7 protein-coding genes and 12 tRNA genes are annotated in these 14,103 nt (G+C 34.4%); 1 reads left to right on the top strand and 18 read right to left on the bottom strand.

All coding sequences use genetic code 11. From position 1 onward, the window contains the following. Nucleotides 1-4: 4 nt before the first annotated feature. The 15 genes from WKT09_RS01545 to WKT09_RS01475 all read right to left on the bottom strand — a co-directional run bounded on the left by WKT09_RS01545 (nt 5) and on the right by WKT09_RS01475 (nt 5,281). Nucleotides 5-76 (bottom strand) — tRNA-Gly (locus WKT09_RS01545). A gap of 7 nt (nt 77-83) precedes the next feature. Next, nucleotides 84-155 (bottom strand) — tRNA-Gln (locus WKT09_RS01540). 14 nt (nt 156-169) lie between these two features. Next, nucleotides 170-242 (bottom strand) — tRNA-His (locus tag WKT09_RS01535). A 26-nt stretch (nt 243-268) separates the two neighbouring features. After that, nucleotides 269-342: transfer RNA gene (locus WKT09_RS01530), tRNA-Trp, on the bottom strand. Between the two features lie 12 nt (nt 343-354). Continuing rightward, a tRNA-Tyr gene (locus WKT09_RS01525) sits at nt 355-439 on the bottom strand. 22 nt (nt 440-461) lie between these two features. Next, a tRNA-Phe gene (locus WKT09_RS01520) sits at nt 462-537 on the bottom strand. Between the two features lie 11 nt (nt 538-548). Continuing rightward, a tRNA-Asp gene (locus WKT09_RS01515) sits at nt 549-625 on the bottom strand. An 88-nt stretch (nt 626-713) separates the two neighbouring features. Continuing rightward, a tRNA-Met gene (locus tag WKT09_RS01510) sits at nt 714-790 on the bottom strand. Between the two features lie 94 nt (nt 791-884). Continuing rightward, nucleotides 885-960: transfer RNA gene (locus WKT09_RS01505), tRNA-Val, on the bottom strand. A gap of 26 nt (nt 961-986) precedes the next feature. After that, nucleotides 987-1,061 (bottom strand) — tRNA-Glu (locus tag WKT09_RS01500). A gap of 19 nt (nt 1,062-1,080) precedes the next feature. Continuing rightward, nucleotides 1,081-1,171 (bottom strand) — tRNA-Ser (locus tag WKT09_RS01495). Between the two features lie 3 nt (nt 1,172-1,174). Next, a tRNA-Asn gene (locus tag WKT09_RS01490) sits at nt 1,175-1,249 on the bottom strand. A 400-nt stretch (nt 1,250-1,649) separates the two neighbouring features. Further along, on the bottom strand, nt 1,650-2,561 hold the full coding sequence (locus WKT09_RS01485) for a chemotaxis protein (RefSeq protein WP_340414335.1): 912 nt from the start codon (nt 2,559-2,561) through the stop codon (nt 1,650-1,652). Nucleotides 2,562-2,970: 409 nt separating this feature from the next. Beyond that, nucleotides 2,971-4,314 carry a cyclic 2,3-diphosphoglycerate synthase gene (locus WKT09_RS01480; RefSeq protein WP_340414334.1) on the bottom strand — a complete coding sequence of 448 codons (1,344 nt, stop codon included), beginning with the start codon at nt 4,312-4,314 and terminating at the stop codon, nt 2,971-2,973. A gap of 670 nt (nt 4,315-4,984) precedes the next feature. Further along, nucleotides 4,985-5,281 carry a hypothetical protein gene (locus WKT09_RS01475; protein WP_340414333.1) on the bottom strand — a complete coding sequence of 99 codons (297 nt, stop codon included), beginning with the start codon at nt 5,279-5,281 and terminating at the stop codon, nt 4,985-4,987. Nucleotides 5,282-5,452: 171 nt separating this feature from the next. Between WKT09_RS01475 and WKT09_RS01470 the strand changes: the two genes are divergently transcribed. Next, nucleotides 5,453-6,652 carry a multidrug effflux MFS transporter gene (locus tag WKT09_RS01470; protein WP_340414540.1) on the top strand — a complete coding sequence of 400 codons (1,200 nt, stop codon included), beginning with the start codon at nt 5,453-5,455 and terminating at the stop codon, nt 6,650-6,652. 45 nt (nt 6,653-6,697) lie between these two features. Here WKT09_RS01470 and WKT09_RS01465 read toward each other — a convergent pair whose 3' ends face one another. The 3 genes from WKT09_RS01465 to WKT09_RS01455 all read right to left on the bottom strand — a co-directional run bounded on the left by WKT09_RS01465 (nt 6,698) and on the right by WKT09_RS01455 (nt 14,089). Beyond that, nucleotides 6,698-8,152, bottom strand: coding sequence for a protein adenylyltransferase SelO (locus WKT09_RS01465; RefSeq protein ID WP_340414332.1), 1,455 nt, complete (start codon nt 8,150-8,152; stop codon nt 6,698-6,700). 152 nt (nt 8,153-8,304) lie between these two features. Next, a complete protein-coding gene (gene isdE, locus WKT09_RS01460; protein ID WP_340414331.1) occupies nt 8,305-9,222 on the bottom strand; it encodes a heme ABC transporter substrate-binding protein IsdE in 918 nt (305 codons plus the stop codon). A 73-nt stretch (nt 9,223-9,295) separates the two neighbouring features. Continuing rightward, nucleotides 9,296-14,089 carry an NEAT domain-containing protein gene (locus WKT09_RS01455; RefSeq protein ID WP_340414330.1) on the bottom strand — a complete coding sequence of 1,598 codons (4,794 nt, stop codon included), beginning with the start codon at nt 14,087-14,089 and terminating at the stop codon, nt 9,296-9,298. Nucleotides 14,090-14,103: the final 14 nt, after the last annotated feature.

Genomic DNA, 14,103 nt, shown 5'->3' with positions numbered 1-14,103 from the left:
TATAAGCGGAAGACGGGATTCGAACCCGCGACCCTCTCCTTGGCAAGGAGATATTCTACCACTGAACTACTTCCGCAAGCAAGCTGGGCTACTAGGATTCGAACCTAGGAATGACGGAACCAAAATCCGTTGCCTTACCGCTTGGCTATAGCCCAATGTATAAAAAAGGGGCGACCGGTGGGATTTGAACCCACGCGTGCCGGAGCCACAATCCGGTGCGTTAACCACTTCGCCACGACCGCCATCATATATCATTAGGTATTGCTATTGGCAGGGGTAGTAGGAATCGAACCCACATCAAAGGTTTTGGAGACCTTCGTTTTACCATTAAACTATACCCCTATATTAGAGAAATGGTGGAGGGGGGCAGATTCGAACTGCCGAACCCGATGGGAGCGGATTTACAGTCCGCCGCGTTTAGCCACTTCGCTACCCCTCCGAATGATTACATGAAATATAAATGGTGGCTCAGGACGGAATCGAACCGCCGACACAAGGATTTTCAGTCCTTTGCTCTACCGACTGAGCTACTGAGCCGTTTTTTTATATGGCGATCCGGACGGGACTCGAACCCGCGACCTCCAGCGTGACAGGCTGGCATTCTAACCAACTGAACTACCGGACCACAATGTATCTAATCGAAATACCATGTAATAATTTATCATTTATTATGTATTTAGTCAAATGAATCATCATTCATTTTAGAAATATTTTGGTTGCGGGGGCAAGATTTGAACTTGCGACCTTTGGGTTATGAGCCCAACGAGCTGCCAGACTGCTCCACCCCGCGATATAATAAAATATGTTTTTTTGCTCGTTATGTGTTTGGTGGTATCGTCGTACTATCGTACTCCATCCAATAATAAAGCAAAACTTTAGGGAAATGGTGGAGGATGCAGGGCTCGAACCTGCGACCCCTTGCTTGTAAGGCAAGTGCTCTCCCAGCTGAGCTAATCCTCCATGTATGTAAAGTCTTTTAAAATAAATGGTGACCCCTACGGGATTCGAACCCGTGTTACCGCCGTGAAAGGGCGATGTCTTAACCACTTGACCAAGGGGCCATGATATAAAAAGGTATTCTGGCGGAGAGCAAGGGATTTGAACCCTTGAAACCGTGACCGGTTTACATGATTTCCAATCATGCTCCTTCGACCAACTCGGACAGCTCTCCGAATGGCTCCACAGGTAGGGTTCGAACCTACGACCGATCGGTTAACAGCCGATTGCTCTACCACTGAGCTACTGTGGAATATGATTGTTATATTGATACCCGTTTGTTCCTATGTAATCTTCATGTGGTCGCCTCCGGTCCTATCGGTCCTCGGCGCAGTTTAAATGTTTTTCAAACATTTAATGCTCTACCACTGAGCTACTGTGGAATATGTATCAATAACTTTTCAGTATATTTATAAGTGGAAGTGAATCTTTATTCGCTTACACCTTTTTTATTATACTATGTTTTTTACAAATTGCAACTTTTTTCACTTTCACTTCGTTTGCCACTTATTTTAGCGACAACTTATATTATATCTCTTTATAAAAATAATGCAAGCAAAATGTAAAATGTTTTTTAAAAACTGTATATTTACACGCTTTATACAATATTGTTGAGGCACCAACTAGAATCCTCTCCAGCAGATGCCTATTTATTATAATATCAACTGATCTATTTTTTCAACTAAAGTGATTATTTCTGGTTTACTTACTTGTGCATCCGCACCTACAGACTCTCCCTTATGAAAGAGATCACGTGTAATTAAAGAAGAGAAAATGATAATAGGTAACGTATTTAAATGTTCGTTTTTTTTCACTTTATCTGTTAAATGATGTCCATCCATTTGCGGCATTTCAATATCTGAAATCAATAAATTCACTTCATCCTCTAATGTAAATGATTCATTTTTAGTTGCTGCCTCTAAATACTCCCAGGCTTCCTTACCATTTTCAAAAAATTTTAAATTTCCATACCCCGCTTCTGTCAAAGTATCTTTTAATAATTGACGTAAAATCGCTGAGTCTTCCGCAATCATAATTTTCTTTGTAGAACGTTCACGTGGTCCTAATTCTTTTATTTGTTCAATATTCACTCCAGAGTTAGGATCGATTTCGACAACAATTTTTTCAAAATCCAATAAAATAGACATTTGTTCTTCTAATTTAATAATCCCAATGGCGTATGCTTGGTTACCAGCAGATAAATCTGTTGGCTTTTCAATTTGTTCCCAAGAAATGCGGTAAATTCTTGAAACATGGTGTACACGAAAAGCAATCTTCACCTGGTTTAATTCAGCAATAATAAATTTATCCATTTTCGGATCCTCTGATTGTTGGATTCCCAATACTTTTGCTAAATCAACGACTGGCAACACTTCTTCACGTAATCGTATAATTCCTTCTACATCCGGATGTGAATTAGGTATTGGTGTTACTTGTACAGCATTTATAATCTCTCTTACTTTCAATACATTGATTCCAAAGACATTCACACCAACTTCAAACATTACTACTTCAAGTTCATTTGTACCACTTTCTAATAAAATATTCGTTTGTGATGAGCTCATCGTTACGCCCTCCTACCTTTTAACACTACTAAAGTACTATTACAATTATAACAGAAAGAAGTAATAACTCAATATAAAGATGGGGTATTAAAGATATTTTTAAATATGAAAGTAATTTTTATCTGTTATGTGGATAAAAACTGTTCGTCCACAATTTTTCACCAACTGTGTAAAGTTTTGTGCATAAATAGATGTTTTTTTGTATGTTATCAAAAAATGCTTGTGGATGATCTTCTTTAAAGTAAAATCCCCTTGTGGATGAGCGTGAAATGGGGATCATTTTGTGAATAACGTGGATACTTTTTAACGTTTCAATTTTTGGAACGAGGAACTCATTGTATACTGGAATGATATTTTCATGCAAGTAAAAGGACGAATGCGCTTTTCACATTCGTCCTTTTGTATATAGTTATTTTACTAAATTATGTTTTTCAACGAACTCATCTAAAATATTTTGTAAGTTCGGTGTCGTTACTTCGTCTAAATCATAGTACACTCTTGTTGTTGGCTTTTTAATATCAATAACTCTATTTAAATCCATCGGTGTACCGATAATGACCGCATCACAATCAGCATTATTAATTGTCGCTTCTAAATCTTTTAATTGTTGTTCTCCATATCCCATTGCAGGTAAAACTGTATCGATATGAGGATACTTTTTAAATGTATCAATTAATGAACCGACACCATATGGTCTTGGATCTACAATTTCAGTGGCGCCATATCTTTCAGCCGCAACAGATCCAGCTCCAATTTTCATTTCTCCATGTGTTAATGTTGGACCATCTTCAACGATCAATACTCTTTTTCCTTTGATTAACTCTGGATTGTCGATGGAAATCGTTGATTCAGCTTTAATAATTTGGCTGTTCGGTACATGCGTTTTAATATTATTTTCTACAATATCAATAGATTGCTGATCCGCACTATCAATTTTGTTAATAATACTTACATCCGCCGTTCTAAAACATACCTCTCCAGGATAGTAAGATAATTCATGTCCAGCACGGTGTGGATCTAAAACATTAATCGCAAGGTCCGGCGTATAGAATGAATAATCATTATTTCCACCATCCCATAAAATAACGTCACATCCATCTGGATCTTCTTCTGCTGCACGTAAAATTGCCTCATAGTCAACACCAGCATAAATAATGTTCCCACGAATAACATGTGGCTCATATTCTTCCATTTCTTCAATCGTACATTTATGTTTCTTTAAGTCTTCAACCGTTGCAAAACGTTGTACTTTTTGTTTTGCTAAATCCCCATATGGCATCGGGTGGCGAATTGCTACGACTTTTAAACCTTTTTCCAATAAAATTTCAATCACCTTACGAGATGTTTGACTTTTTCCAGTTCCAGTACGTACTGCCGCTACAGAAATAACTGGTTTCTTACTATCAATCATCGTATGTTTTGGCCCTAATAATGTAAAACTCGCCCCAGCTGAGTTTACAATCGCACCGATAGACATGACGTCTTGATAATTTAAATCACTATATGAAAAGACACATTCATCAACGTCTAATTCTTCAATTAATTTTGGCAAATCTTCTTGAGGAAAAATCGGAATTCCTTCAGGATATAATTCTCCTGCTAATTCTGTAGGATATTTCCTTCCATCTATATCTGGAATTTGTGCAGCTGTAAATGCTACTACATTGTATTCTTCTTTATTACGATAATATGTATTAAAGTTATGGAAATCTCTTCCCGCAGCTCCAATAATGATAATATTTTTTTTATTCACGTTAAGGTCCCCTATCTCTTTTGAAATTCTATATATTATTATACATAATATTGCATAAAAATACTACTATTTTCTTTTAAATTTTTAAATTAATTTCTTAAACCCCTTACATTCTTGTACTTTCAATAAAAAGTCTGTATTTCCAAAATAGAATGACAATGAAAGATTTACTTATTTTTATACATTTGGACCATAAAAACGTACATTATGTTGGATAAAATATGCAAGGATCATCTTTAGGTAGGCTTGAGTTAATGTAAAAACAACATGGAATTGTTCCTGTCGAGTAAGAAGAAATAATGAATTTAAATATTTAAAAACTTATCGTCATAAAATGAATAACGAAAAAACTTTCCCTTATAACTTAAATGGCAATGCACACGAAATGCTTCTAGCTCCCCTTGTTGAATAGGAAATGGAAAACATGCTTTTGATTGGAAAGAAAGCCAAAACGTTCGATTTTCACAATGGATTTTAAAAATTTTCAAGTGAAGGAAAGATAGCAAAAAAGCGGTTACGAAACATTCATAACAGTCCCCAAAACCTATGAAGGAAGCAAATTACTTCCTTATTAAGGCAAGGGGATATGTAATGCATACATTATATATTTAAATCGAACCATAATGTACTTGTATCAAAACGTATTTTCGATCCATACTTGCTCCATTTTTTACTTTACTTTTACGATTAAAAAATCTGTTTCTTCTATTGCTTCTACACTATGGTCTTCATAAGGGTCCATATGAAGTACTTCCTCATTTGTTAATGTTACTTTCTCTTGATCAAAATAGAAAACGACTTTTCCAGTTCGTACGATAATAAGAACATCACATTTCGCGTGGTGTTTTGTTAATGTTTCCCCTTTTTTCAAATGAAGATGAATCGTATCAAATTTGTCTTCATTCAAAATTCGAAGTGCATGTTTTTTCTCATCACCTATATGATGCTTCGTTTCTACTATTTTCATAATAAATCTCCTTTCTACATTAAATAGTATCTTTATATAATTGTAGCTTTACTATGCAAGATAATGCAAATAGCAATTCAATTTTCTTAATTAGGTAATAATATATGATATAATATACTGCATCTGTATGAGAGGAGGGATTATTTGGCTCCATTAGCCCAAACAAATAAAATGAACCTACAACGAACACCGACTATTGTTTTCGTATTTATTTTAGGTTCGTTAACAGCTTTAGGTCCTTTATCGATGGATATGTATTTACCTGCATTACCAACAGTAGCAAATAATTTAGAAACGACAGCTTCTTTGACGCAACTTAGTATTACAACATGTTTATTAGGCTTAGCGCTTGGACAAATTTTTTTCGGACCATTAAGTGATATGAAAGGTCGTAGAAAACCTTTAATCATTACGATTCTTTTTTATATCATATTTTCTATTTTATGTGCATTAAGTAATCATATATTTCTTTTCATTATTGGACGATTTTTACAAGGATTTACAGGTGCGGCAGGAATTGTGATTGCCCGAGCTGCTGCGAGAGATTTATATAGTGGGAAAGAATTAACAAAATTTATGTCCCTACTTGCCATAGTAATGGGTGTAGCACCAATATTATCACCAGTATTTGGTGGAATTATATTAAAGTGGATAAGTTGGCAAGCAGTTTTCTATGTTTTAGCAGGTATTGGTGTGTTATTATTCTTATCTATCTTATTTCTATTACCAGAAACATTGGAAGAGGAAGATCGACTTCAAGGTGATGCATTTATAGCAATTAAATCATTCGGACAATTATTTCGTGACCGTAAATTTGTTGGAATTGCGTTCTCCCAAGCATTTATTTCCATGGGAATGTTCGCTTATATCGCAGCATCTCCATTCGTTTTACAAGAAATTTATGGTGTATCACCGCAACAATATTCCTTTATATTCGCTTTAAATGGCTTCGGTATTATTATATTCGCCCAAATTGCTGGACGAATTGTAATGAAAGTAAAAGAAGAAACGATTATGTTTACTGCTATTCTCATTGCATTTTTTGGTGGTATATTACTTTTATTTGTCGTATTTTTTGAATTACATATAAGCGTTATGATTATAGCATTATTTACAGTCGTATCTGTCGTCGGACTTATTAATACGACGAGTTTTTCACTCGCAATGAACCGTCAAGGTCATATTGCTGGAAGTGCTTCAGCATTTTTAGGTATTTTACCATTTGCAGGAGGAGCACTTGTTTCCCCACTTACTGGAATACTTGGTGAAAACAATATGATTCCAATGGGACTCATCATATTTTGCTGTAGTTTATGTGCACTAATCATATTTTTGTTGTTCGTGAAAAACAAAGTAGCATCAGCTAAATAACGAAAAACGATTACGTTCTCGAAAAGAACGTAATCGTTTTTTCATTTACGTACCACAATATGTTTGAAACGGCCCATCTGCTTCTGGAGGCAATATTTGAAATGCACGCTGTTGTTCTGTATGTGCAAATGGATTTTTTAAAGCTTGCATGAGCGAATGAAACTTCGAAAAATCCCCTTCATCTACAACAGCATTTAATGCTTCTTCCACATAAAAATTACGTGGAATAACTGCAGGATTATACTGTTTCATCATTTCCTCACGCTCTTCTGCTATAGTCCCTTCTTCTGATAAACGTGTTTCATATTGTTTGAACCACGTTTGGAAAGCTTCTGTTTCATATTCTTTTTTATCTAATGTACCGAATGTTAAGTTGACAAATGTATTCGTATAATCCATTTTCTGTTCATCCATCAATTTTAATAATTGTTCGATTAGTTCTAGATCACGATCGGCCGATTTTTCTAACCCTAATTTGTTTCGCATGCCATTTAACCATTCTTTCCTATACACATCCCCAAAAGTAGCAAGCGTTTCTTTTGCGACTTTTATCGCTTCTTCTTCCTCTTCATGTAGTAATGGTAAAAGTGTTTCCGCAAATCGCGTCACATTCCACATTCCGATTGGTGGCTGATTACGATATGCATATCGTCCTTGCTTATCGATTGAACTAAACACTGTGTTCGGATCGTACGTATCCATAAAGGCACATGGTCCATAATCAATTGACTCTCCTGAAATCGTCATATTATCCGTATTCATGACACCATGAATAAACCCGACAAGCTGCCACTTCGCAATGGTTTTTGCCTGATTTTGAATGACCGCCTCTAAAAACTTTCTATATTGATTTGATGCCTCTTTTATTTCTGGATAATGTCTTCTAATAGCATAATCTGCTAGCTCTTTTATCGCATTTTCTTCTCCGAATGCCTGGGCATATTGGAATGTACCAACACGTAAATGACTACTTGCCACGCGTGTTAAAATAGCACCAGGTAAAGGACGCTCCCGGTACACTGGATCACCAGTGACAACAACAGCTAGAGAACGTGATGTAGGAATATTTAATGCATACATCGCTTCACTAATAATAAATTCACGTAACATCGGTCCTAATGCTGCACGTCCATCCCCTGCACGCGAATAAGGTGTTCGTCCAGCGCCTTTCAATTGAATATCCACGACCTTACCATCTTCCGTCACATGTTCCCCAAGTAAAATCGCGCGTCCATCCCCTAACATTGTAAAAGAACCAAATTGGTGTCCAGCATACGCCTGTGCAATCGGCTTTGTATCATCTAAAATGGTATTTCCAGAAAATATTTCTGCCAAACTTTGTTGGTCCATTTGATTTACTTGTATATCTAGTTCTTCTGCTAAACCTTGATTGAATACAATCAATTGTGGCTTAGATACTTTTTCAGGAACTTGCTCCGTATAAAACATCTCATCTAACTCATGATAACTATATTGAAACTGAAATGGACTTTTTTCCATTTTCACACCTTCATCCTTTTATAATTTGTCCCCACTGTATCATGAATGGGTTATACGTGCCAACGATACACTTGCTTCCAGCAAAGTTCATATGTATAGCGTGAATCTATATACAAAAACTCGCTCCCTAACGGTGAACGAGTTTTATTTTCTTATTCTTCATATAAAATTGTCTTCAATTCTTCCATCGCATCGAGCACAGCTAAGTTCGCTGTCGTACCGAAACGAGTTTCTTCTAAATCGTAAACACGATCATCTTGTACTGCTTTGAAATGTTTCCATATATCATTTTCCGCAAACTCGCGGTCAAACATTTTCACCACTTCTTCCGGAGCTCCATGTGCAGCACGTAAAATAATATCTGCATCTGTTTGCTGTAAATATTCTGTGTTTGCAGAAATGAAATCTTCCTCATATCCAGTAACCGCCATTTCTCCACCTAAACGGACGACTAAGTCACCAATATAGGAATGCTCTGTTCCAACAATATAACTTCCTGGAATCCCCATTAAAATTAATACTTTCGGGGCATCTTTTCCTTCAACAGACTTTTCGATTTCTTCCATTTTATCTTCAAACTCTTGTACTAACGCAGTCGCTTGTTCTGTACGATCATATTTTTCACCAAGTGCTTCGATTTCTTCAAACATTGCTCCAACACTATCTAAATCTAAAAATGTCCCAGGAACATTCGCTTCTTCCCACTTTTCTCCTAGATCACTTTCTAAATTCGTCACAGATATTACATCGTCTGGTTGTAAAGATAAAATAACTTCTAAATCAGGATCCATCGGGTTCCCAACTTCCGTTGCATCTTTATAACGCTCAGGTAAATCTTTATAACTAGTTGGTACACCAACTAAATCTAATTCTAATTTTTCCATAATTTCCGTAATCGCAACAGTTGTGGAAACAATGTTCGCATCTGTTTCTAACTGTTCATGATTCGCTTCATTATTACTTTCTGTTTCATTCTGTTTCTCATTGTCATTTTCCGCATTTGAACTGCCACATGCGACAAGTACAATCGAAAGCAATAATAGTAACAAAACGGTTGAAAATTTTCTCATGATTCTTTCCTTCCTTTTGTATAATGAGGATAAGTCTTACTACACATAGAAGTAGTAAGACTTATCAAGTAATTTATTCTTTTGCCATGTTTCTCCTAATTTGGAAAACAAGTACCCCACCAGCAATAATTAATAAAATTGTATAAAATACAATTGCAGTCATATCGCTTGTTTTTGGGTTTGATTCTTTACCTTCATTAGTATCAACATTATTTTCCGCATTATTGCCAAATCCGGGTTTATTTACAGTTGATAAATTATTATCCGATCCCTCACCCGTATTGTCTTTACCAAATGTTGATTTACCTAAATCTTTTCCTTCTCCTACAATTTTGTAATCTGCAGGATCAATTTCTTTTTTCGTAGACGGATCAAAAAATAAACGAGCTTTATGTGCCTGGTTTTCATATACTCCAGGAACCGTAATTACCATGTCTAATAAAACTGGGTCCATTTCTGTGCCATCTAATTTAAATTGATATGTTCTATCGTCATTTTTATTTTCCACGACTTTCATATCAACATATTTACCATTTAACTGACTACGTAACGCATCAATGAAATGAGCACTTTGATTTTGTGTCGTTATTTGTACGTACGTGTCTTTGCCTTTTTCTAATAAAATAGCTTTACCAGTAAAAAAGTCATTGGCAACAGAAATTTCATCTGATGTTTCTTTTTTAATGACATAATTAATTGAAAAAGCTTTATCTGGATCGATGTCACTTTTTACTTCAAGTTCATTATCATTGTTTTCTTCTTTTTCTGTTGGCTCAGGTTTCTTTCCTGGGTCTTTTCCATCAGGATCACCTTTTTCAACAGGTTCCCCAAAACTTTTCGGTCCTTGAATACCACTTGGGTCTTGATACAAAATTCCATCTTTCTTTGCTTCTTGCAATGTTTTTGTATCAAACTGTAAAAATGCATCATGTTCTTTCGTATAAAGATTCGGAACAGAAATTAACATTTTCAATGAAACTAATTTAGCCAAAGGTTGATTTAATTTAAATTGGAATGTTTTATCTCCATTTTTATTTTGTACAACAAGCATTTCCTTATATTTCTTGTCTAGTTTACTTTGTAAAGACTTGATATATTTACCACTTTTATCTTTTGTGGAAATTTGTACGTACGTATCATTTTTATACTTTATTAAAGTTGCTTTACCGGTAAAATAATCATTAGCAATAGATGTTTTATCTTTAGTTTCATTTAAAATTTGATAATCAATTGTATACGTATCTTCTACTTCAAACTCAGGATTAGGATTTGGTTCGTTATCTCCTGTTTCATCATTTTCGTTATCAATTATGTCTTCGTCTTCATTATCGGCTGGTTCTTCGTCTCCATTATCGGTTGGTTCTTCCCCTGGTGTTTGAGCATTATCACCATCTGGTCCATTAGCGTTCGTTGATGCAATCAAGCTATACTCTTTTGGATCCGCTTCTTTTTCAGTCGATGCATCAAAAATTAGTCGAGCATCATGTTCTTGTTTATAAATTCCCGCATCAATAAACATTTTTAATGCTACTTCTTCCGTAATTTCACCATCTAATTTAAACTGATAAGTTCTTTCGCCATCTTTTTCATCAACAATCACCATATCCTCAAAAGAACCATCGACTTTATTTTTCAACCACTCAATATATTGTGCACCTTTATTTGTCGTTGTTATTTGAGCATATTTATTGTCATCATACTCTAAAATAATTGCTTCTCCTGAGAAAAAACCATTTGCTGAAGATGGGTCATCATTATCATCCTGTAAAATTTGATATTTTATTTTTGATGCAGCATCAGCTACTATATCTTGTGGTTCTTCCTTCTCATTATCTTCTTCTACAGGTGTGATACTATTTCCTTCGAAAAATAAACGTACGTTATGCTCTGTCGTTTCTGAACGTTGTTTTTCAGACACAACAGCTAGTTTTGCAAAAACAACCTCATCTAAGTCAGAAATTTCAAATTGAACATCTCGAGTTTTATTTTCTTTATCTGTACTTACAACTTTTGGTTCAATGAATTTATCATCTTGTTTGATTTCAAAACTTTTCACATCATCATCAATTGTTAAAGTAACAATATTTTTCCCGTCTTTTAATTCAATATTTGCAGGAGGATTTAAATGTTTACCTACTTCTACTTTTTCAAATTCTTCTTTATCTAATGTACGGAAATTGATTGTATATTTACCATCAACTACATTTACTGGTTTTTCTTCATCGATTTCCAAAGAACCATCATAATCTCTAAGGGATTCTAAATCAAAAATCATTCTAAATGGTTGTTCTGATGAATAATCAATTTTTTTCACATGAACTTTTACCTTCGCATTAACAACATCTTTTAACGAATCAATATCAAAGGAAACAATTCTAGTATTTGAATTTTTATTTACTGATTCAACGTCTGTCTGATAGAACTTTTTTCCATCTTTAATAAATATATCTTTAATTGTTTCGTGATCTTTTACTTTTAATGATACTTTATATTTCCCATCTTCTACAGTTAGCTTGGTCGGATTTTGTAAATACGGACCTGCTGTCGATTCTTTATCTGTATCTTGCTGTAGTGCTTCATAATCAATTAAGTACTCTCCATCGGGTAACATAACAATCTTTGTATTATGAATCATAATATTTCCCTTAGCATTGATTAACATTGTTAAGTTATATGTGTTTTCTTCCTCTAGAGTACTCGGCAATTCGTATTGTGCTAAATACGCTCCATCTTCTTGTGCATCTCCAATATTCATTCTTTCGCCATTAATAAATAATGCATCGACAAATTCATGTTGAGATTTACCATGTAATTGTAGATATTGTTTGCCTTCCTTTTCAACAATCGTAATATAATCCTCATAATTGTTACTAATATTTGCTCCGATTGATTCGTAAGTCACTTTTTCAGTATTACTTGATTCAACTATTTTAGTATTATTTTTTGTTGAAGTATCTTTAATTAAACTGTGCTCTAAGTTCTCTATATCTTTTACAGACTGCTGATCAAATGTAAGAACAGTTTTGTGACTCATTAACGTTCCACGTGCATTAATAACCATATCAAAAGTAAATTTATTTTCTTCATTCGATAATTCTTCTAATGGTTTTGGTAATTCAAATTGAGCTAAATATGCCCCATCTTTATCTAATGAACTGCTAATATCCATCTTTTTACCATTAATATACAGATACTCGACGTACTGACGCATATTTTTTCCTTGTAACTGTATATACTCTTTACCATCTTTTTCTAATAATATTGCCTTGGGCTCATATGATCGTGAAATATCAGCACCTTCTGTAGTATATGTAACTGTTTTAGTAGAATCAGGTACTTGCAATGTAACATCTGTTCCATGTGACATAATATTTCCCATTGCATTAATAATCATATTAAATTTAAATGATTCATCTAAATCTTTATCATATTCTACTTGTGCAATATAAGAACCATCATCATTTTCTTTTATAGCCATTTTTTTGCCGTCTACATATAATGCTTCAACAAATGTAGACATGCCTGTACCTTTAAATTCTAAATATTTTTTTCCATTTTTATATAATATATCAATTGTATCTTCAAAATAACGTGATAAATCCATATCTCCACTGTCATATCCAAATGAATAAACATCATTATGTTTTTCGAAATTATTATTTTCTTCAGTAGGGATACCATCAATTATTTCATAAGCATCATCATCTAGTTTTTGTAATGTCACAAGATCTAGAGTGATAGTTGCCTGATGATTCATAATTCTTCCCATTGCATTAATGATCATAGTAAAAGTAAATTTATTTTTCTCTTCTATACTTTCTTCTAATTCAATTTGCGTTATATAGGAACCTTTTTGGTCCAAGGCAGGACTAAGGTCCATACGTTTACCATCAAGGTATAAATATTCAATATATTGCTGTGAATGTTTACCTTGTAATTGTAAATATTGCTTCCCGTCTTTTACAATTACAATCGCTTTATCTTGGTAATAACTTCCTAAGTTTACTCCTTCACTATTATACGAAAGTTCATACGTACCATCTTCTAATGATGCTTCTTCTTCTGGATTAATCTCTTCTGATTCATTCGATTCCCCAGATTCATCTTCATTATTTCCTACTTCATTATCTTCTTGGTTATCTGTTTCATCCTCATTGACAGAATTCTCATTTTCAGGCTTTTCATCTGTTGAGTCTTCTGTTGAATCTTCTGTTGAATCTTCTGTTGAGTCTTCTGTTGAATCTTCTGTTGAATCTTCTGTTGAGTCTTCTATTAGATCTTCGTTATCAACACCATCCTCTGTTGAATCATCCTCGATTTCACCATCGTCTGATTCATTTTCTACTGGATCTGTTGTTTCATCATTCGTTTCTTCATTTGTTTTCGTTAAAGTTGAATAATGTGTTGCCTCTAAATCTTCTATAGTGCTCTCATCAAACCATAGATTCACTTCATAGTTATCTTTATGAGCCCCATCATCATCCACATCTACTTCAAATGATCGTTTTTTCGACAATTCATCATCGTTTAGTTCAAATTGAAACCAATAATTATTATCCTTATCTAAGTCAGTTCTTAATGTCTTTTGACCATCAATACGAATGTCTTTTATCCAATGTCCATTATTACCTTGAATCTGAATATACTTATTATTATCTTTTTCTAGTATAATCGCGTCCTTCTCAAAATACCTATCCATTATTGGAGAGTCCGTTCGCATTTCAATTGTCTGTACTTTATCTGGTGTTAATACCGTGTTATTATCGTCCGTTTCGGCATATGCCGGAGTTGCGATAAGTGCTGAATTACTAAAGGTAGACAATAAAAACACAAAAATAATTAGTTTCGTTAACCATTTATTTTTCATTGTTTCTTAAACCC

Source organism: Pseudogracilibacillus sp. ICA-222130 (genome assembly GCF_037892545.1).
Taxonomy (GTDB): Bacteria; Bacillota; Bacilli; order Bacillales; family Amphibacillaceae; genus Pseudogracilibacillus.
This window is presented reverse-complemented; position numbering and strand designations above follow the sequence as displayed.

What these genes read in the sequence shown, in the direction of transcription:
- WKT09_RS01465 (WP_340414332.1), bottom strand. Translation starts at nt 8,152, where the DNA reads ATGGAAAAAAGTCCATTTCAGTTTCAATATAGTTATCATGAGTTAGAT.
- WKT09_RS01470 (WP_340414540.1), top strand. Translation starts at nt 5,453, where the DNA reads ATGAACCTACAACGAACACCGACTATTGTTTTCGTATTTATTTTAGGT.
- WKT09_RS01485 (WP_340414335.1), bottom strand. Translation starts at nt 2,561, where the DNA reads ATGAGCTCATCACAAACGAATATTTTATTAGAAAGTGGTACAAATGAA.
- WKT09_RS01475 (WP_340414333.1), bottom strand. Translation starts at nt 5,281, where the DNA reads ATGAAAATAGTAGAAACGAAGCATCATATAGGTGATGAGAAAAAACAT.
- isdE (WP_340414331.1), bottom strand. Translation starts at nt 9,222, where the DNA reads ATGAGAAAATTTTCAACCGTTTTGTTACTATTATTGCTTTCGATTGTA.
- WKT09_RS01455 (WP_340414330.1), bottom strand. Translation starts at nt 14,089, where the DNA reads ATGAAAAATAAATGGTTAACGAAACTAATTATTTTTGTGTTTTTATTG.